This window comes from Curtobacterium sp. 18060 (assembly GCF_902706105.1).
Classification (GTDB): Bacteria; Actinomycetota; Actinomycetes; order Actinomycetales; family Microbacteriaceae; genus Curtobacterium.
This window is the reverse complement of sequence record NZ_CACSJV010000006.1, coordinates 71,711-89,656: the sequence shown is the minus strand read 5'-3', so window position 1 is coordinate 89,656 and position 17,946 is coordinate 71,711. Positions and strand designations below refer to the sequence as shown.

17 protein-coding genes are annotated in these 17,946 nt (G+C 72.2%); 9 read left to right on the top strand and 8 right to left on the bottom strand.

Annotation, left to right across the window (positions count from 1 at the left end):
* The first annotated feature begins 12 nt into the window (after window positions 1-12).
* The 5 genes from GVL05_RS05165 (at window position 13) to GVL05_RS05145 (ending at window position 4,074) form a co-directional block, all read left to right on the top strand.
* Entirely contained in the window at window positions 13-273 is a 261-nt protein-coding gene (locus GVL05_RS05165; RefSeq protein ID WP_123293073.1) for a type II toxin-antitoxin system Phd/YefM family antitoxin, read from the top strand.
* Window positions 270-530, top strand: a complete 261-nt coding sequence (locus tag GVL05_RS05160; protein ID WP_159571868.1) for a type II toxin-antitoxin system RelE/ParE family toxin — start codon at window positions 270-272, stop codon at window positions 528-530. Before GVL05_RS05165 ends, GVL05_RS05160 begins: the two co-directional genes overlap by 4 nt.
* A 164-nt stretch (window positions 531-694) precedes the next feature.
* Window positions 695-1,516 (top strand): alpha/beta fold hydrolase, encoded by an 822-nt coding sequence (locus GVL05_RS05155; protein WP_159571865.1) that lies wholly within the window; start codon window positions 695-697, stop codon window positions 1,514-1,516.
* An 18-nt stretch (window positions 1,517-1,534) separates the two neighbouring features.
* The gene (locus GVL05_RS05150; RefSeq protein ID WP_131845918.1) at window positions 1,535-2,407 is read left to right on the top strand and encodes a hypothetical protein; all 873 of its coding nucleotides are present in this window, start codon (window positions 1,535-1,537) and stop codon (window positions 2,405-2,407) included.
* A gap of 191 nt (window positions 2,408-2,598) precedes the next feature.
* Window positions 2,599-4,074, top strand: coding sequence for an amino acid permease (locus GVL05_RS05145; protein WP_123293079.1), 1,476 nt, complete (start codon window positions 2,599-2,601; stop codon window positions 4,072-4,074).
* Between the two features lie 14 nt (window positions 4,075-4,088).
* Here GVL05_RS05145 and GVL05_RS05140 read toward each other — a convergent pair whose 3' ends face one another.
* Complete coding sequence (locus GVL05_RS05140; RefSeq protein WP_200849158.1) at window positions 4,089-4,850, bottom strand: LysE/ArgO family amino acid transporter; 762 nt, start codon at window positions 4,848-4,850, stop codon at window positions 4,089-4,091.
* Window positions 4,851-4,920: 70 nt separating this feature from the next.
* Between GVL05_RS05140 and GVL05_RS05135 the strand changes: the two genes are divergently transcribed.
* The gene (locus GVL05_RS05135; protein ID WP_159571859.1) at window positions 4,921-5,847 is read left to right on the top strand and encodes a LysR family transcriptional regulator ArgP; all 927 of its coding nucleotides are present in this window, start codon (window positions 4,921-4,923) and stop codon (window positions 5,845-5,847) included.
* 37 nt (window positions 5,848-5,884) lie between these two features.
* Here the strand turns inward: GVL05_RS05135 and GVL05_RS05130 are convergent, their stop codons facing one another.
* Both GVL05_RS05130 and GVL05_RS05125 read right to left on the bottom strand, forming a co-directional pair.
* Window positions 5,885-6,664, bottom strand: a complete 780-nt coding sequence (locus GVL05_RS05130; protein ID WP_159571856.1) for a DNA-formamidopyrimidine glycosylase family protein — start codon at window positions 6,662-6,664, stop codon at window positions 5,885-5,887.
* On the bottom strand, window positions 6,657-11,447 hold the full coding sequence (locus tag GVL05_RS05125; protein WP_159571853.1) for a DEAD/DEAH box helicase: 4,791 nt from the start codon (window positions 11,445-11,447) through the stop codon (window positions 6,657-6,659). The genes GVL05_RS05130 and GVL05_RS05125 overlap by 8 nt, the downstream gene beginning before the upstream one ends.
* Before the next feature lie 170 nt (window positions 11,448-11,617).
* On the opposite strand from GVL05_RS05125, the gene GVL05_RS05120 reads away from it, so the two are divergent.
* Entirely contained in the window at window positions 11,618-12,265 is a 648-nt protein-coding gene (locus tag GVL05_RS05120) for a PadR family transcriptional regulator (RefSeq protein WP_235035855.1), read from the top strand.
* 141 nt (window positions 12,266-12,406) lie between these two features.
* Here the strand turns inward: GVL05_RS05120 and GVL05_RS05115 are convergent, their stop codons facing one another.
* Entirely contained in the window at window positions 12,407-13,027 is a 621-nt protein-coding gene (locus tag GVL05_RS05115) for an alpha/beta hydrolase (protein WP_159571850.1), read from the bottom strand.
* A gap of 73 nt (window positions 13,028-13,100) precedes the next feature.
* On the opposite strand from GVL05_RS05115, the gene GVL05_RS05110 reads away from it, so the two are divergent.
* Window positions 13,101-13,643, top strand: a complete 543-nt coding sequence (locus GVL05_RS05110) for an NUDIX hydrolase family protein (protein ID WP_111083509.1) — start codon at window positions 13,101-13,103, stop codon at window positions 13,641-13,643.
* Between the two features lie 103 nt (window positions 13,644-13,746).
* Here the strand turns inward: GVL05_RS05110 and GVL05_RS05105 are convergent, their stop codons facing one another.
* Both GVL05_RS05105 and GVL05_RS05100 read right to left on the bottom strand, forming a co-directional pair.
* Window positions 13,747-13,956, bottom strand: coding sequence for a CsbD family protein (locus tag GVL05_RS05105; RefSeq protein ID WP_111083508.1), 210 nt, complete (start codon window positions 13,954-13,956; stop codon window positions 13,747-13,749).
* A 143-nt stretch (window positions 13,957-14,099) separates the two neighbouring features.
* Window positions 14,100-15,707 carry a DEAD/DEAH box helicase gene (locus GVL05_RS05100; protein WP_159571847.1) on the bottom strand — a complete coding sequence of 536 codons (1,608 nt, stop codon included), beginning with the start codon at window positions 15,705-15,707 and terminating at the stop codon, window positions 14,100-14,102.
* A gap of 288 nt (window positions 15,708-15,995) precedes the next feature.
* On the opposite strand from GVL05_RS05100, the gene GVL05_RS05095 reads away from it, so the two are divergent.
* Window positions 15,996-16,829 carry an endo alpha-1,4 polygalactosaminidase gene (locus GVL05_RS05095; RefSeq protein ID WP_159571844.1) on the top strand — a complete coding sequence of 278 codons (834 nt, stop codon included), beginning with the start codon at window positions 15,996-15,998 and terminating at the stop codon, window positions 16,827-16,829.
* 111 nt (window positions 16,830-16,940) lie between these two features.
* On the opposite strand, the gene GVL05_RS05090 is transcribed toward GVL05_RS05095, so the two are convergent.
* On the bottom strand, window positions 16,941-17,300 hold the full coding sequence (locus GVL05_RS05090) for a GntR family transcriptional regulator (RefSeq protein ID WP_165901018.1): 360 nt from the start codon (window positions 17,298-17,300) through the stop codon (window positions 16,941-16,943).
* 10 nt (window positions 17,301-17,310) lie between these two features.
* Complete coding sequence (locus GVL05_RS05085) at window positions 17,311-17,883, bottom strand: DUF1684 domain-containing protein (RefSeq protein WP_123293403.1); 573 nt, start codon at window positions 17,881-17,883, stop codon at window positions 17,311-17,313.
* Window positions 17,884-17,946 lie beyond the last annotated feature (63 nt).

The window sequence follows — 17,946 nt, the reverse complement described above, 5'->3', positions numbered from 1 at the left end:
TAGAATGTACAGGTGAGCGAAGTGTCGATCTCCGAAGCACGTGGCCGCCTGGCGTCGATCATCGACGACGCCCGGCACGAACCCGTCTACCTGACCCGGCGCAACAAGCGCGTCGCGGCGGTGGTGGACGCGGATGTCCTGGACCGCCTGCTCGAGGCGGCCGAGGACCTCGACGACCTGGTCGCGTACGACGCTGCCATCGCGGAGAACAAGCGCATCGGCGGCGAGAACGTGCAGTGGGACGATCTCAAGCGCGAACTCGGACTCGGATGACCTGGTCGGTCGAGGTCATCCCGTCCGCGCAACGTGTCATCCGCAAGCTCCCGCCCGACGGTCGTCGGCGGATCGAGGGACTCCTCGCGATCCTCGCCGACCACCCGCGGCCCCCGGCAGCTCGGAAGCTCGTGAACCGACCCGGTTGGCGGGTGCGATCAGGTGACTACCGTCTGATCTACGAGATCGACGACGGCCGACTCATCGTGATCGTCGTCGATGCCGGCCACCGCCGAGCGACCTACCGCGACCGCTGAGCGGAGCCGGAGCCGGAGCCGGACCCGGACCCGGATCGGTCGTCTCCCCCTGGTTGCGGGTGGTGACGTGGGAGCGCTCCGATGCCATGCTTCGAGGACCGACCCGCCCGGTCCCTCCCGAGGACCCGACGCAGCGCCGTCGAACCACCCTCGGAAGGCCCCCAATGGACCAGCACGTCGACCGCACGGTCGTCTCCGCCGACGGCACGGTGATCGCCGTGTCCGACGCGGGGACCGGTCCGGCGCTCGTCGTGGTCGGTGGCGCCTTCGACCACCACGGCACCCCCACCGTCGAGCACCTGACCGGCGGCCTGCAGGACCGCTACCGGGTCATCACGTACGACCGGCGGGGCCGCGGTGCGAGCGGCGACACCACCCCGTGGACGATCGAGCGCGAGGTCGAGGACCTCGCGGCCGTCGTCGCGAGTGTGGACGGACCCGTCGCCGCGCTCGGCCTCTGCGTCGGCGCGGGGGCGGTCCTCCGGGGCCTCGCCGCCGGCGTCCCGCTCGGGGCCGCCGTGCTGTGGGAGCCGCCGTACCGGGCGACGGTCGACCCGCACGCCGACGACGTCGTCTTCGCCGACCTGCTCGACGAGCACGTCGCCGCCGGCCGTCGCGCCCAGGCCGTCCGGGCGTTCCTCGCGCACGTCCTGGGGGTGCCGATGGGGCAGATCTCGGCGCTGCGGCTGAAGGGTGCGCTCTGGCGGTCGCTCGTCGTCGACGCCCACGTGCTCAGCCGCGACGTGCGGGTGCTCAACGGCCTGGCGATCCCGGAGCGGGTGGCAGCAGCGGTCGGTGTCCCGGTGCTCGTCGCCGCGGGCAGCGACGGCCACGAGTGGATGCGGCAGGCGGCCCGAGCGGTCGTCGAGGCCGTGCCGGGCTCGGGCTACGTCGAGGTCCCCGGGCAGGGTCACGTGCCCGAACCGGCCGCGATCGGCGCCGTGCTCGACGGGTTCCTGGTCCGGGTCGTCTCACCGAGCAGCTGACTGCGAGAGGATGGCGTGGTGAACGCACCTCGTCTCGGTCTCCTGCTCGACGTCGACGGGCCCATCGCCAGCCCCGTCTCCCGCACCATCGCGATCCCGAGCATCATCGAGGACCTCGTCGCCCTCGCCGCCGAGGGCATCCCCGTCGTCTTCAACACCGGCCGGAGCGACGCATTCATCCGGAGCGAGGTGGTCGGTCCGCTGCTCGCCGGTGGTCTCGCCGAGGGTGGCCGCGTGCACGCCGTCTGCGAGAAGGGCGCCGTCTGGTGCTCGATCGGCCCGCAGTACGAGGGCGGCATGAGCGAGCTCACCGTCGCCGACGACTTGGCGCTCCCGCGCGACTACGCCGACGAGATGCGCGAGCTCGTCCGCACCGAGTACGCCGACCTGGTGTTCTTCGACGAGACGAAGCGCGCCATGGTGTCGATCGAGCAGCGGGTGGAGGTGCCGAACGCCACGTACCTGGCCCGGCAGCCCGAGTTCGACGCGAAGGCGATGGCGGCCCTCGAGCGTCGCGGCCTGGGCGTGCGCCGTCTCGACGACGTCCGACCCGACGCCGACGGCGCCGTGCAGTGGCGGATCGACCCGACGATCATCTCGACCGACGTCGAGTCCGACCGCAGCGGCAAGGACATGGGCGCCGAGCGGTCGCTCGAGCTCCTGGCGCAGGACGGCGAGCTGCCGACGGCCTGGCGCACGATGGGCGACTCGCGCAGCGACTACGCGATGGCGGACTGGCTGCACGCGAACGGCCACGAGGTCGCGCACGTCGACGTCCGTCCCTCGGACGGCGTGCCGGCGACGCCGTACCCGGTGCTCACCGCACCCGACGGGGTGATCCACGACGAGGCCGGAGCGCGGTTCCTGGCGGACTGGCGCCGATCCGCCTGAGCCGAGCCGGGCCTCCCGGTCGACCCGCCCTGCCCACGGAACCTGGTTCCGGACACCGCACCGCGCCGTTCCCTGGTTCCGCGTCCGGAACCTGGTTCCCATGCGCCCAGCGGCTCCGCTGTTTGCGTGTCGGGGTGGTACACCAGTAATGTCACGGGGTCCGCCGCCCAGTCGATGACGGGATCCACCCCATGGCAACGAAGCTCCGCATCAAGTCGATCGAGGCCTCACTGGCCGACTCCGAGGAGCAGGGCCGGTCCCTGAAACGCTCCCTGAAGACGTTCGACATCGCCGCGATGGGCATCGCGGTCGCCGTCGGCGCCGGCATCTTCTCGGTCGGCGCGAACGCCGCCGCGAACTTCGCCGGGCCCGGCGTCATCATCTCGTTCCTGCTCGCCGCGGTCACGTGTGGCCTGGCGATCATGTGCTACGCCGAGTTCGCCTCGACGATCCCCGTCGCCGGCTCCGCGTACACGTTCACCTACGCCACGATGGGCGAGCTCCTCGCCTGGATCGTCGGCTGGGACCTCATCCTCGAGACCCTCACCGCGAGCGCCGTCATCGCGAAGTACTGGGGCATCTACCTCAGCACCGCGTTCGACGTCTTCGGTGTGACCCTGCCCAGCACGATCCAGCTCGGCCCGATCCCGTTCACCTGGGGCCCGGTCCTGATCGTCGGCATCTTCACGGTGCTGCTCGCCTTCGGCACCCGCCTGTCGTCGCGGGTCTCGGCGGTCATCACGATCATCAAGGTCGCCATCGTGGTGTTCGTCATCGTCGCCGGCGCGTTCTTCGTCAAGGCCGCGAACTTCACCCCGTTCATCCCGCCGTCGGAGCCCGCCAAGGGCGCGGAAGGCAGCGTCTGGACCCAGTCGCTCGTGTCGTGGTTCACCGGTTCCGAGCCCGCGCAGTACGGCGTCTTCGGGCTGCTCGCCGCGGCGTCGCTCGTGTTCTTCGCGTTCATCGGCTTCGACGTCGTCGCGACCAGCGCGGAGGAGACCGAGAACCCGCAGAAGACGCTGCCCCGCGGCATCTTCATCGGCCTGGGCATCGTGACGCTGCTCTACGTCGGCGTCAGCATCGTCATCACCGGCATGGTCTCGTACCAGCGCCTCGCGCAGGAGGACGCACCGTCCCTGGCCTCGGCCTTCGACATCGTCGGGTTGCCGTGGGCTGCCGGCATCATCGCCATCGGCTCCCTGATCGGTCTGACGACCGTCGTCATGGTGCTGCTGCTCGGTCTGTCCCGCATCGTCTTCGCGATGAGCCGTGACGGTCTGCTGCCGCGCTGGTTCTCGAAGACGAACCCGAAGACGCAGACGCCGGTGCGCGTGCAGGTCGTCGCGGGCGTCGTCGTCGCGCTGCTCGCCGGGTTCACCGCGGTCGACAAGCTCGAGGGCATGATCAACATCGGCACGCTGTCGGCCTTCGTGCTGGTGTCGATCGGCATCATCGTGCTCCGCAAGTCGCGTCCGGACGCCCCGCGCTCGTTCCGGGTGCCGTGGTCGCCGGTGATCCCGATCCTGTCGGCGGTGCTGTGCTTCTGGCTGATGCTGAACCTCGAGGTCGAGACCTGGCTGCGGTTCGTCGTCTGGCTCGTCATCGGCTTCGCCATCTACTTCGGGTACAGCCGCCGCAACAGCCGGGTGGGCAAGGGGCAGCAGTAGCGGGCTCCGGCCTCCTACGCGCCGACGACCAGCAGGACGCCGAAGCCCAGCATCACGACGGCGACCAGGCCGTCGAACACCCGCCACGTCAGGGGCTTCGCGAACAGCGGCCGGAGCAGTCGCCCGCCGAACCCGAGCGCGCCGAACCACAGGCAGCTCGCCGCGACGGCGCCGACGGTCCACAGCCAGCGGTCGTCCGGGCCCTGCTGGTTCGCGACGGACCCGAGGAACACCAGCGTGTCCAGGTACACGTGCGGGTTCGCCCACGTGAAGACGAGCATGGTCACCACCGCCGTGCGCATGGTGACCGCCTGGCCGGGAGGCACGGTGCGCGTCCGCCCCGCCACCACCGTCGCGGTGCGGTCGGGTCCACTGCCCGCGGCCGATTCCGGCACGCCGTCGTCCGACGCCTCGTCGGCGACGCGAGTCGCGATGGTCACGTCGTCCGCCGCCTCGTCGGCCACGCGCATGGCGTCGCTCGACGGCCGCAGTGCCCGTCGCGCGGCGAGCACGCCGTAGGTCACGAGGAACGCGGCCCCGACGAACCGCACGACGACGAGCGCCACCGGGAACCGCTCGACCACGGCCCCGACGCCGAGCACCCCGGCGACGATGAGCACGGCGTCCGACACCGCGCACACGACGACCGCCGCCGTCACCACGCGCAGACCCGAGCTGACCGCCAGCCGGAGCAGGTAGGTGTTCTGCACACCGATCGCGACGATCAGGGCGAGTCCGGTGCCGAGGCCGGCGAGCAGGGGGAGGAGTGCGGTCACGTCCACGACGCTAGGTACTCCCTCGGCTGTAGACCAGCTCACGTTCCTTCAGCGCCGTAAGCTGCACTGCATGGTCCGGTTCCAGCGCGAGCACCTCGAGACCCTGTTGGCCGCCGTCGACCACGGCACCCTCGACGCGGCCGCCCGGGCCCTGGCGATCACCCCGTCGGCGGTCTCGCAGCGCATCAAGTCGATGGAGCAGCAGGTCGGCCGGGTCCTGCTGCAACGGACGACCCCGGTCACCCCGACTGCCGACGGAGCGGTCGTGCTCCGGCACGCACGTCAGGTGCGGTTGCTCGACGACGAGACCGCTCGCGCACTCGGCGAGACCGATGCCGACGGTGCGGGGTCTGCGGTGCCGTCGATCCCGCTCGCCGTCAACGCCGACTCGCTCGGCACGTGGTTCCTCGGCGCGCTCGCACTCGTCCGTGCCGACACCGAGGTGGTCTTCGACCTGCACCGCGAGGACCAGGACCGCACCGCCGAGCTGCTGCGCGCCGGCACGGTGATGGGTGCCGTGACGGCCGAGGCGGACCCCGTGCAGGGCTGCTCGTCGGTACCGCTCGGCATCGACCGGTACCGGGCGGTGGCGTCGCCGGCGTTCGTCGACCGCTACCTGTCGGACGCCGACACCGAGCGGCGGATGCTGAGCCGCCTCGACCGGGTGCCGCTCGTCGACTACGACCGCGACGACGACCTGCAGCAGGGCTACCTCCGCCGGGTGCTCGGCCACGCGCCCTCCGGTCCACGCCACTTCGTCCCGACCTCGGCCGACTTCGCACGGGCGGTCTCGCTCGGCTTCGGGTGGGGGATGCTGCCCGAGGCGCAGTGCCTCGATGCCCTGGCGCGAGGCGAGCTGCTCGAGCTCACCCCGACCCGCCGGGCCGACGTCGCCCTGTGGTGGCAACGGTGGAACCTGGCGTCGCCGCTGCTCGAGCGGGTCACGGACGCCGTGCGGACGACCGCCGCCGAGCGCCTGCACCCCGTCAGCCGGTGAGCAGGCACGTGCCGGTGCGCGTCGCTGCGCCCGCGGCTCAGGTCTGGCAGCGCGGGCACCAGTAGGTGTCCCGCAGGGTGAGCTCCGAGTCACCGAGGTCTCCTCGCCGGATCCGGGTGCCGCACCGCAGGCACGGCTTGCCCGCTCGTCCGTAGACCCAGAACCGACGCCCCGGGCGGTCGATCCCCGTCGTCACCCGGTGGCTGCGGTCGCGGTTCGCCAGGATGAGCCGGCTCGCCAGGGAGATCGTCCGGCCGGCGTCGTGCACCTCGGCCACCGGGCGGGTCGGCAGGACTCCGCGCAGGAAGCAGAGCTCGTTGCGGTAGACGTTGCCGAGGCCGGCGAGCACCCGCTGGTCGAGCAGCGCCAGGCCGACCGGCCGCGACGGATCCCGCGTCAGGTTCTCGAGCGCCAGGTCGGCGTCCCAGTCGGGGCCGAGCAGGTCCGGGCCGAGGTGTCCGACGACCTCGGACTCCTGGTCGCGGGGGATCACCTCGAGCACCCCGAGTGTGAACCCGACCGTGGAGACGTCCTCGGTGTCGAGGATCGCGCGTGCCTGGTGCGCCGGGCGTCGCCAGCGCTCGCCGGGGGCGTATAGGTCCCACCGCCCCTCCATCTTCAGGTGGGAGTGCACGGTCAGGTCCCCGATCCGGTGCAGCAGGTGCTTGCCACGGGGCACGACCTCGTCGACGGTGCGGCCGACCAGGTCGACGGTCGCGAACGCGGGCACCCGGAAGTCGCTCCGGGTCAGGACCTTGCCCGCGAGCGCCGCGTGCAGCCGGTGCGCTGCCCGGTAGACGGTGTCGCCCTCAGGCACGGAGCCGGAGTCCCTGCGGGGTGGCGGTGAACCCGGCGTCGCCCAGCGCGGTGCCGAGCGGGGTACCGAGCACGAACTCGCCGTCGACGCGCTCGACCGCGAGCTTCCGCAGTCCGGTGCGCACGATGCCCGCGATGGACGCGGCTGCGACGGCCAGGTCGGCGGGGTCGTCGGTGAAGGTCAGCACCGACTTGCCGCCCCGCTCGACGTACACCGCGAGCCGGCCGTCGACGGTGGTGACGAGTGCTCCGGCCTTGCGCCCGGGCCGGTGGCCGCGCGCGCCGGTGGTGGCCGGTGCCGGGGCCTTCTGCGCAGCCGCAGCGACAGCAGCGACGTCGGCGCCCGTGACGTCCGTGTCGTCCGCCGCGCGGTCGTCGGACGGCCAGGGCAGCGACGCCCCGTACGGGTTCGCGGGGTCGGTCGCGGCCAGGGTCAGTGCCTCGCGCTTCCGGTCCGGGTCGACGCGCTCGTCGTCGTCGAGGTCACGGGCGTAGGTCCGCAGCCGGTCGATGGTCGGACCCGTGGCGAACTGTGCGGCCCCGAGCCCCTCGATGAAGTAGCCGCGGCGCGCCCGCCCGGACTCCTCGAACCGCGAGAGCACTCGGTACACACCGGCGAACCCACCTCGGACCCCCTCGACCTGGACGGCCCCGCGGGTGACGACCCCGTAGCGCTCGAGCAGCTGTTCGGCGGTCGCGGCGGCCCGCACGGTCGAGTCGGACTCGGCCAGGGGGAGCAGGGACCAGCGGCCACCGACGGACGGCGGGCCGGACTGCGTCGGCATCGTCGGACGGCGGCGCCCGCGGTACGCACGAGCCCGCGGGGCGCTGCTGCTCTTCGCCTTGCCGCCGAGCATCGAGCGCAGCGGAGCGAACGTGTCGTTCGTGATCTGTCCGGCCCAGACGAGGTCCCACAGCGCCGTCGTCAGGGCCGGGTCGTCGGTGCTGCCGACGGCCTGCCCGAGCTGGCGGAAGAAGTACGCGCCGCCGCCGGCCAGGGCACCGAGCACGTCGCGCTGCAGCTCGGTGGTCTCGTCGCCGGAGGGCTCGGCGAGCGTCGTCGACGCCGTCTCGGCGAGGTGCAGGCGCACCCACCCGTCGTTGCCGGGCAGGGTCCCGCCGCCGGACCACAGGACCTCGCCGGTGGCGGTGAGCTCGTCGAGCATGTTCGTGGAGTAGTCGGTCACCCGCGCGGGCAGCACCAGGGTCTCCCAGGCGCTGGCGGGCAGGGCGACGCCGGCGAGCTGGTCGATCACCTGCAGGACCCCGTCGACCCCGCGCAGGCCGCCGCGGGTGCCGGGGGTCTGCACGTGCTGCCAGGCGGGCAGGAAGCGCGCGAGCGTGTCCGGCGACACCGGCTCGACCTCGTGGCGGAGCGCGGCGAGGGACTTCGTGCGGATCCGGCGCAGGACCTCGGCGTCGCACCACTCGGCGCCCTGCCGATCCGGGCGGAACTCGCCTTCGACCACACGCCGGTCGGCGACCAGACGGCGCAGGGTGTCCTGCACGACGGCGACCCCGAGGCCGAGGCGACCCGCGGCCTCCTGCGCCGAGAACGGCCCGTGCGACCGGGCGTAGCGGCCGACCAGGTCACCGAGCGGGTCTGCGACGGGTTCGACGAACGCGGTCGGCACGCCGATCGGCAGCGGGACCCCGAGGGCGTCGCGCAGGCGCGAGGCGTCCTCGATGACGGCCCAGCGGGTGGACCCGGCGTGTGAGAACGACAGGACACGGCGGTCGCGCTCGAGCGCGGTGAGCACGGTCTGCACCTCGGTCGCAGCGGCGGAGCGGTCGTCCGACGCCGCCAACCAGCTCCGGTCGACGGCTTCGTCGAGGTCGAGCGCGCCGACGAGCCGCAGCACGTCGACCAGCCCCTCGGCGTCGCGCGCCCGGCGGTCCGGCGACAGCCGCTGCAGGTCCTGTTCGACCGAGGCGATGACCGCCGGGTCGAGCAGCTCCCGCAGTTCGGCGCGGCCGAGCAGTTCGCCGAGCAGCGTCGAGTCGAGCGACAGTGCCGCGGCCCGGCGCTCGGCGAGCGGGGAGTCGCCCTCGTACATGAACGCGGCGACGTACCCGAACAGGATCGAACGGGCGAACGGGGACGGCGTCTCGGTCTCGGTCTCGACCAGGCGGATGCGGCGGCCGGCGATCTCGTCGGCGATGCCGAGCAGGGCGGGCACGTCGTAGACGTCCTGCAGCACTTCGCGCACGGTCTCGAGCACGATCGGGAACGACGGGTACTTCCGGGCCACCTCGAGCAGCTGCGAGGCCCGCTGCCGCTGCTGCCACAGGGGCGATCGCTGCCCGGGGTTCCGACGGGGCAGCAGCAGGGCGCGCGCCGCACACTCGCGGAACCGCGCGGCGAACAGCGCCGAGCCACCGACCTCGTCCGTGACGAGCGCCTCGAGGTCGTCGCGCTCGAACACGAACAGGTCGGCGCCCGGCGGTTCGGCGTCGGTCTCGGGGATGCGCACCACGATGCCGTCGTCGGCGGCCATCGCGTCGCCGTCGATGCCGTGGCGTTCACGCAGCCGCGCCGCGACCGCCAGGGCCCACGGCGCGTGCACCTGCATGCCGTACGGCGAGTGCAGGATGAGCCGCCAGTCGCCGAGTTCGTCGCGGAAGCGCTCGACCACGAGCGTCGTGTCGTTCGGCACGTGGCCGGTGGCCGCCCGCTGGTCGCGCAGGAAGGTCAGCAGGTTCGTGACGGCACGCTCGTCGAGGCCGCCGGCGGCGACCCGGGCGCGGGCGTCGTCGTCCGAGGCACCCTCGACCTCGCGCACGAACGCCCCCGTCGCGCGACCGAGTTCGGCGGGGCGGCCGATGCCGTCGCCCTTCCAGAACGGCACCCGACCGGGCTGTCCGAACGCCGGGCTCACGATGACCCGGTCGTGGGTGATCTCCTCGATCCGCCAGCTCGTGGCTCCGAGGGCGAAGACGTCGCCGACGCGGGACTCGTAGACCATCTCCTCGTCGAGCTCGCCGACCCGGGAGGCCTTCTCGCCGACCATGAACACGCCGAACATGCCGCGGTCCGGGATCGTGCCGCCGCTCGTCACCGCGAGCCGCTGGGCGCCGGGGCGTCCGGTCAGGGTGCCGTGCACGCGGTCCCACACCAGCCGCGGGCGGAGTTCGGCGAACTCGTCGCTCGGGTACCGCCCGGTGATCAGGTCGAGCGTGGCGTCGAACGCCGAGCGGGGCAGCCCGCTGAACGGAGCGCTCCGCCGGACCAGCTCGAACCAGTGCTCGACGTCGACGGTGTCGATCGCTCCCGCGGCGACGGTGTGCTGCGCCAGCACGTCGAGGGGGTTCGCCGGCACCGAGATCGACTCGATCTGCCCCGAGACCATCCGTTCGACCGTGACCGCACTGTTGACGAGGTCGGCGCGGTGCTTCGGGAACAGCACTCCGCGGGAGATCTCGCCCACCTGGTGCCCGGCACGCCCGACGCGCTGCAGACCGCTCGCGACCGAGGGCGGCGCCTCGACCTGGACGACGAGGTCGACCTCGCCCATGTCGATGCCGAGCTCGAGCGAACTCGTCGCGACGACGCACCGCAGCCGACCGGACTTCAGGTCGTCCTCGATGATGGCGCGCTGGTCCTTCGACACCGAGCCGTGGTGGGCGCGGGCGAGCACGGGCACTGCAGTGTCGGAGCCGCCGCCACCGGTCTGCCCGGACGCGCCGATCATCTGCGCCGGCGGCCGCTTCGTGCCCTGGGGTGCGACCGCATGCGCCGAGGTCCGGGCGGGCGACTGCGGGCGACCCCGCGCCACCGGCAGTCCGTCGTCGGCCGGCGAGACACCCGCCGGCACCAGCGCATCGCCCTCCGCGGCCGAAGCCGGAGCCGCCGCGGCGAGGACGCGCTCTTCGTGGATCTCGTTCAGCCGCGCGGTGAGGCGCTCGGCCAGTCGCCGCGAGTTCGCGAACACGATCGTCGACCGGTGCTCCTCGATGAGGTCGACCACACGCTCTTCGACGTGCGGCCAGATCGAGCCGTTCGCGGGCGCATCGGACGCGTCCGCACCGACCGGCGGAGCACCGAGCTCGGCCATGTCGTCGACCGGCACGACCACGCGCAGGTCGAAGGTCTTCTGCGCCGGCGGGGCGATGATCGTCACCGGCGCACGGCCGCCGAGGAACCGGGCGACCTCTTCCGGCGGCCGGACCGTGGCGGACAGCCCGATGCGCTGCACCGGCTTGTCGAGCAGGTCGTCGAGCCGTTCGAGCGAGACGGCCAGGTGCGCTCCGCGCTTGGTCGAGGCGACCGCGTGCACCTCGTCCACGATGACGGTGTCGACGTTGACCAGGGTCTCGCGCGCCTGCGAGGTGAGCATGAGGTACAGCGACTCGGGCGTCGTGATGAGGATGTCCGGCGGCTGGCGGAGCAGCTTCTGCCGGTCCGACGACGGGGTGTCGCCACTTCGCACCCCGACGGTGACCTCTGGTGGTTCGGTACCGAGCCTCCTGGCCGTCTGCGTGATGCCGACGAGCGGGCTGCGCAGGTTCCGCTCGACGTCGACGCCGAGGGCCTTGAGCGGCGAGACGTACAGGACCCGCGTGCGCTGCTTGGCCGGGGGCCGGTCGGTCGCGCTGATGAGCCGGTCGATCGACCACAGGAACGAGGCCAGGGTCTTGCCGGAACCGGTCGGCGCGATGACGAGTGCGTGCTGCCCCGTCGAGATGGCGTCCCACGCGCCCGCCTGTGCCGGAGTGGGGGCGTCGAACGCACCACGGAACCACTCCGCGGTCGCGGGGGAGAAGCGCTCGAAGACGTCCGTCATGGTCCGCCCATCCTGCCCGCCACCACCGACAGCAGGCCGAGCGGGGAATACTCCTTGACAAGACGATAGTTAGCGATCTATCGTAAACACATCGCGATACGACGAAGACGAAACCAGTCAGACCGATCGCGAGCCGACTCAGCAACAAGGAAGGACGCACCATGCGCCCCATGCACAACGACAACGACAGCAACCACCACCCGCGCGGCCCCCGTTTCGGCGGCGCGCGGCAGCACCACGGCGCCGGTTTCCCCGGCCGCGACCGCGGTGACCACGAGCACGGCGGCCGAGGCGGCCGTGGCTTCGGCCCGGGCTTCGGGCCGGGCATGGGCTTCGGCCCCGGCTTCGGTGGCTTCGGCGGACCCGGCTTCGGTCGTGAACGCCGCCGCCGCGGTGACGTCCGCCTCGCGATCCTCGGCCTGCTGGCCGAGGGGCCGCAGAACGGCTACGCCGTGATCAAGACCATCGCCGAACGCACCGGCGGCGCCTGGAAGCCGAGCCCCGGCTCGGTCTACCCGACGCTCCAGCAGCTCGTCGACGAAGACCTCGTGGTCTCGTCGGGCGACGGCCGCAAGACCCTCTTCGAGCTCACCGACGCCGGCAAGGCCGAGGCTGAGGCGAAGGCCGACGAGATCGCCGCGGCACTCGACGCGGCCCCCGGGATCCCGGACGCGCAGCGCGAGTTCTTCGAAGCGCTCCGGAAGACCATGGGCGTCCTGCAGATGTACCGGACGACCGCGACGGAGGACCAGGCCAAGGCCGCCACCGCCAAGGTCGACCAGCTCCGCAAGGACCTGCTGCAGATCCTCGCCGACTGACGGACAGGAGGCACGGTGCCAGCCCGCACCGTGCCTCCCGTCCGTCGTCGCCAGGGCTGACCCCCCGCGCATCGCGAGCAGAAAAGGTCGAGTCCGCACGCCTGGACTCGACCTTTTCTGCTCACCAAGCGCGCCCCGCGCCTACGCGCCGTCGATGAACGCCGCGACGTCCGACAGCTCCGCTACCGACACCGCGTGCGGCAGCCCCGCGTACGCCCGGTCCGTCACGGTGGTGTTCGCCGCCGCCCACGCCTGCGTCCGCGCGGTGGCCTCCGCCGGGATCACCGGGTCGAGGTCGCCGTGCCCGAGGAACACCCGCGGCCGGACGGCGGCGACGGTCTCGTCACGCCCATCCGTCACCCCCGGCACGACGAACCCGGACAGCGACACCGCGAACGCGAACGCCGCGGGCCGTGCGCGCAGCAGCTGCAGCGCCATCGACCCGCCCTGCGAGAACCCGAGCAGCCCGATCCGCGGGTGGTCGGCGGCGACGGAGTCGACCCACGCGAGCACCTCGGCGACGGCGGTGTCGACGGGCTCGAGTGCGGGGGAGCCCGGCGTCCCGAGCGGGTACCAGCTGAACCCCTGGCCCCACGGCATCGGTGCCCGCAGGGACGCCATCGTCCAGGCCGCCGGCAGCGCGGGGGCGAGTCCGAGCAGGTCGCGTTCGTTCGACCCCACCCCGTGCATGGTCACGAGCAGCGGTGTCCCTGCGCGTTCCTCCGCGGGACGGGTCCACTGCACCAGGTCTGCATCAATCATGTGGACAACGCTAACCATCCCCAAGTCCCGCGCCTTCCGCCGAACTCGACGCCGTCCCTGGTAGACACGGTGCATGGCCTCGTTGCAAACCCCCGACCCCGACTCCGGCTGGCTGTCCGACGAGGAACTCGCCAACGCGCGTCGTCGACTCCCCATCTGCTACGTCGAGGCGATCCCCGTCCGTACCGACGGGCTCGGCGTCGTGACCGAGGTCGGAGTGCTGCTGCGTGTGGCCCCGAGCGGCTCGATCGTCCGCACCCTGGTGTCCGGTCGCGTGATGTTCGGCGAGTCCATCCGCACGGCGCTCTTCCGTCACCTCGAGAAGGACCTCGGCCCGATGGCGTTCCCGCAGCTGCCGTCGAGCCCGACGCCGTTCACCGTGGCCGAGTACTTCCCGCTGCCCGGCGCCTCGGTCTACACCGACGAGCGACAGCACGCGATCTCGCTGGCCTACGTCGTTCCGGTCACCGGCACGTGCGAGCCCCGGCAGGACGCCCTCGAGCTCACCTGGATGACCCCGATGGAAGCCGCGTCGGACGGCGTCGCCGACGACATGGAGGGTGGCCGCGGCGCCCTGCTGCGCGCGGGCCTCGCGTCGGTCGGCGCGCTCATGTAGCGACCGGCTCGGTTCCCGAACACGACGGAGCCCCCCGAACACGACGAAGCCCCCGGATCCGATCGGATCCGGGGGCTTCGCAGCGCGGTGCTTGACCGGCTTGTTACTTCGTGTCGCGGTCGCTCTTGAGGCTGTCGGCGACGCCGGAAGCGGCGTCCTTGACGTTCGTACCCGCCTGCTTGGTGTCGGCCTTGACCTGATCGGTCTTGCCCTCAGCCTTGAGGTGGTCGTTGTCCGTCGCGTTCCCGACGGCCTCCTTGACCTTGCCTGCCGCCTTCTCAGCGGCGTTCTTGATGTCTTCGATCCCAGCCATAGGCACTCCTTCCAACAGCGGACGTTTCCCCGTCAGCCGCTCGCGCGGCATCCGGTGAAGGAGAACCTACGCCTCGGGGGCGTCCGCTTCGCAGGCGCCCCCAAGGTTGTCCCCCGCTGGTCAGCGCGGGCCGGGTCGACAGGTCAGTGGCGGTCGGCAGCGCCGGCCGGACGGGAGGCACGGCGCGACGAGCCACGACGGCCCCCGCCCGACTCCTGGCCGGCTCCACGGCCCGCGGCGTAGCCACCGTCCGAGGACCAGACGGCAGAGGACCCACCGCGCACGGTGTCGCTGCCGGCGCGACGGCTGCCGCCGCTGCGGCGACCACCCGTCGAGCCCGCGCCCGCTGCGGCGGAGCGCCCGGTGCCCTCGGAACGTGCGCCGCGAGCCGGACGGCCCTGACGGCCCCCGGCCGAACCGGCGGACTCGGAAGCCGAGCCGGAGCGCGCGGGCTGACCCGAGCCTCCCGGACGGCCGCCGCGACCACGACGACCACGGTCACCGGCGGAGTCGGCGGAGCGCTGCTTCGGCTGACGCTGCTGCTGCGCGGGCTGGTCCTCGGCGACGTGGCGGATCGGGGCGATCTCGCCGACGAGCGTGGTGACCGCCGGGGAGGTCGCGGTGACCTGCTGCGGGGTGACCTTGATCGCGGCGGCACGCATCATCTGCGCGACGTCGCGACGCTCGGCGGGCATCGTCACCGTGACGACGTCACCGGACGAACCGGCACGGGCGGTACGGCCCGAGCGGTGCAGGTACGCCTTGTGCTCGGTGGGCGGGTCGACGTGCACGACGAGCTCGACGTTGTCGACGTGCACACCACGGGCGGCGACGTCGGTGGCGACGAGGACGAGGGCCTCGCCGGACGAGAACTTCGCCAGGTTCCGCTCACGGGCGCCCTGCGACAGGTTGCCCTGCAGGTCGACGGCCGGGATCCCCTGGCTGCTGAGCTGCTTGGCGAGGCGCTTGGCGTGGTGCTTGGTGCGCATGAAGAGGATGCGGCGACCGTTGCCCGAGGCGAGGGTGCTCACGAGGTGCTTCTTCGCGTCGGCGTCGGCGACCTCGAACAGGTGGTGGGTCATCGCCTCGACGGGGCTGTTCGCCTCGTCGACGGAGTGCATCACCGGGTTGTGCAGGAACTTCTTGACGAGCTTGTCCACGCCGTTGTCGAGCGTGGCGGAGAACAGCAGACGCTGCCCCTGCTCGGGCGTCGCCTGCATGATCTTGGTCACGCCGGGCAGGAAGCCCATGTCGGCCATGTGGTCGGCCTCGTCGAGGACGGTCACCTCGATGTCACCGAGGTTGACGTGGCCCTGCTGCATGAGGTCGGCGAGGCGACCCGGGCAGGCCACGACGACGTCCACGCCGCCGCGCAGGGCGTCGACCTGACGGCCCTGTCCGACGCCACCGAAGACGGTCGTGGTGTTCAGGCCCATGGCCTTCGCGAGCGGAGCGAGGGCGACGTCGATCTGGGTCGCGAGCTCACGGGTCGGGGCGAGCACCAGGGCACGGGGGCGGCCGGCACGGCGCTTGCGGCCACTGGCGGCGAGACGGGCGACGAGCGGGATCGCGAACGCGATCGTCTTGCCGGAGCCGGTGCGGCCACGGCCGAGGACGTCCTTGCCCTGCAGGGAGTCGGGGAGCGTGTCCTCCTGGATCGGGAACGCGGTCTCCTTGCCCTGGTCGGCGAGGACGGCGACCATCGGCGCGGGGACGCCCAGGTCGGAGAAACGGAGGTCATTGGTGGTCATGGTGACCTTTCGAGCCGGATGAGACCGGCTGTGGGCGCGCTCTGAGGCAGCGCGCGGGCGGGATGCGCGCCAACAGAGGTGGCTGGCGCAGTCGCCGCAGCAGAGAAGCCTGGGCACCTTCGGGAGGTGCTCGATCATCGACCAGAGGATCAGTGGAACGTGGTCGGGAGTTCGGGGCGTCCGTACGACGCACGAGACGATCGGCGTCTCGAGTACCACCAGCATAGCGTGTGCACCCCGCAGAACCCAGGACCGGTCCGTTCGCCGTGCGCATGCGAGGATTCCCGGGTGCGTACGCGAACCGTCCTGATCACCACCGCGATGGCCCTGGTGGCCGTCCTCGGCACGGCCGGCTGCGCCGAGGCTGCTCCGACCAGCGCTGCGGCGAGCTACCGCAACCTGCCGACCTCCGGGCGCCCGGACTACCAGCTCGGCGGCTCCTACACGCAGCCGTCCGGTGTGACGATCGTCGAGCGGGACAGCACCGCCAAGCCCGCGAAGGGCAAGTACGACATCTGCTACGTCAACGGGTTCCAGACGCAGCCCGAGTCCGCCCGCACGTGGACGGGGTCGTACCCGTCGGCGATCCTGCGCGACCGGGCCGGCAAGCCGGTGTCCGACCCGGGTTGGCCGGACGAGATGCTCCTCGACACCCGGACGGCGGCGAAGCGCGCGCTCATCACGAAGGTGCTCGCGAAGTCCATCGCCCGCTGCGGCGACCGCGGGTTCGACGCGGTCGAGTTCGACAACCTCGACTCGTGGACCCGGAGCGGGAAGCGGCTCACGCGCGCCGGCAACCTCGCGCTGGCGAAGTCACTCGTCGACACCGGGCACCGCCACGGCCTGGCCGTCGGGCAGAAGAACACGCCGCAGCTCGGGGCCTCCGGCCGGAAGCAGACCGGGTTCGACTTCGTCGTCGCCGAGGAGTGCGTGCAGTACCGGGAGTGCTCGGCGTACACGAAGGCCTACGGCAAGCGGGTCATCGACATCGAGTACGCGGACACCCTCGAGCGCTCCTGGGGGTCGGTCTGCAAGCTGAAGAGCCGCCCGGCGATGACGATCCTGCGCGACCGCGACCTGGTCACGCCGACCGACGACGCCTACGTCTTCGAGCACTGCTGAGCGCGGGTTCCTTCCCAGAACGCCCGCGATGGAAAGTCGAATCGGGCGTACCGGGCCGGAACTTCCGACCAGGTACGCCCGGAAGCACCAGGTACGCCTCGAAGCCCGGCGCTACGCGGGCCAGGCGTCCTTGAGCGCGGTGGCCGCCTGGTCGGCCGACAGACCCGCCGCGCGGGCAGCGGCTGCGAGCGCACGTGCGGCGTCGGCCACGGCGTCCGGCACCTCGGCCGGCCGCACCACCCGAGTACCGGCACCACGCGCGGTGTGCACGAGCCCGGCCTCCTCGAGCAGCTGGTAGGCCTTCGCGACCGTGCCGGCCGCCAGCCCGAGCTCGTCGGCCAGCCCCCGCACGCTCGGCAGCCGTTCGCCGTCGACGAGGTACCCCGCGCCGATCTGCGCCGCGATCTGTGAGCGGACCTGCTCGAAGGGCGGCACGCGTCCGCCGGCGTCGAGTGCGACCAGTCCTGCCATGCGTTCCACCCTAGAAGTCGTACTGCTCGCCGACCGGGATCGGCACCGGCACGGTGTTGCCGGGAGGCGCGAGCGGGCACGCCCACGCCGGGTCGTACGCGCACGACGGGTTGTACGCGAAGTTGAAGTCCAGCACGAGCGAGTCGGCGTCGTCGCCGCCCAGGTCCGAGCCCTTGATCGTGTCGAGCAGGTAGCGTCCGCCGCCGTACGTGCCACGGGCCTTGCCGGCGCTGGAGTCCTTCACGGGGACGAACAGCCCGCCCGCGTAGCCGCCGTGCGACCAGACGTCGAGCGTGCCGACGCCCGGGACCGTCACGACGCCGAGGCGGTCGAAGTGCACGGTGCCGTCGGTGCCGGTCTCGTAGTCGAACTCGGCGGGCTCGGCGGGTTCGATGCGCACCTGGAACCGCCAGGCGGGGTCGTAGTCCGGCACGGGCAGCGACTCGAAGTCGCGGGCGTCCTCGTCCAGGAGCGGCGACGCGGGGTGTTCCGCGAACATCGCGTCGCGGGTCTCCCGCCACAGCGCGTGCGCCGTCTGGGGATCGGGCGTCGCGCGGACGCGGCGGTACAGGTCGAACGTCATGCGCCGCCAGTCCACGGTCGCCAGCGTGCTGCGCACACGGTCGTCGGTCGTCGGCTCCTGGGG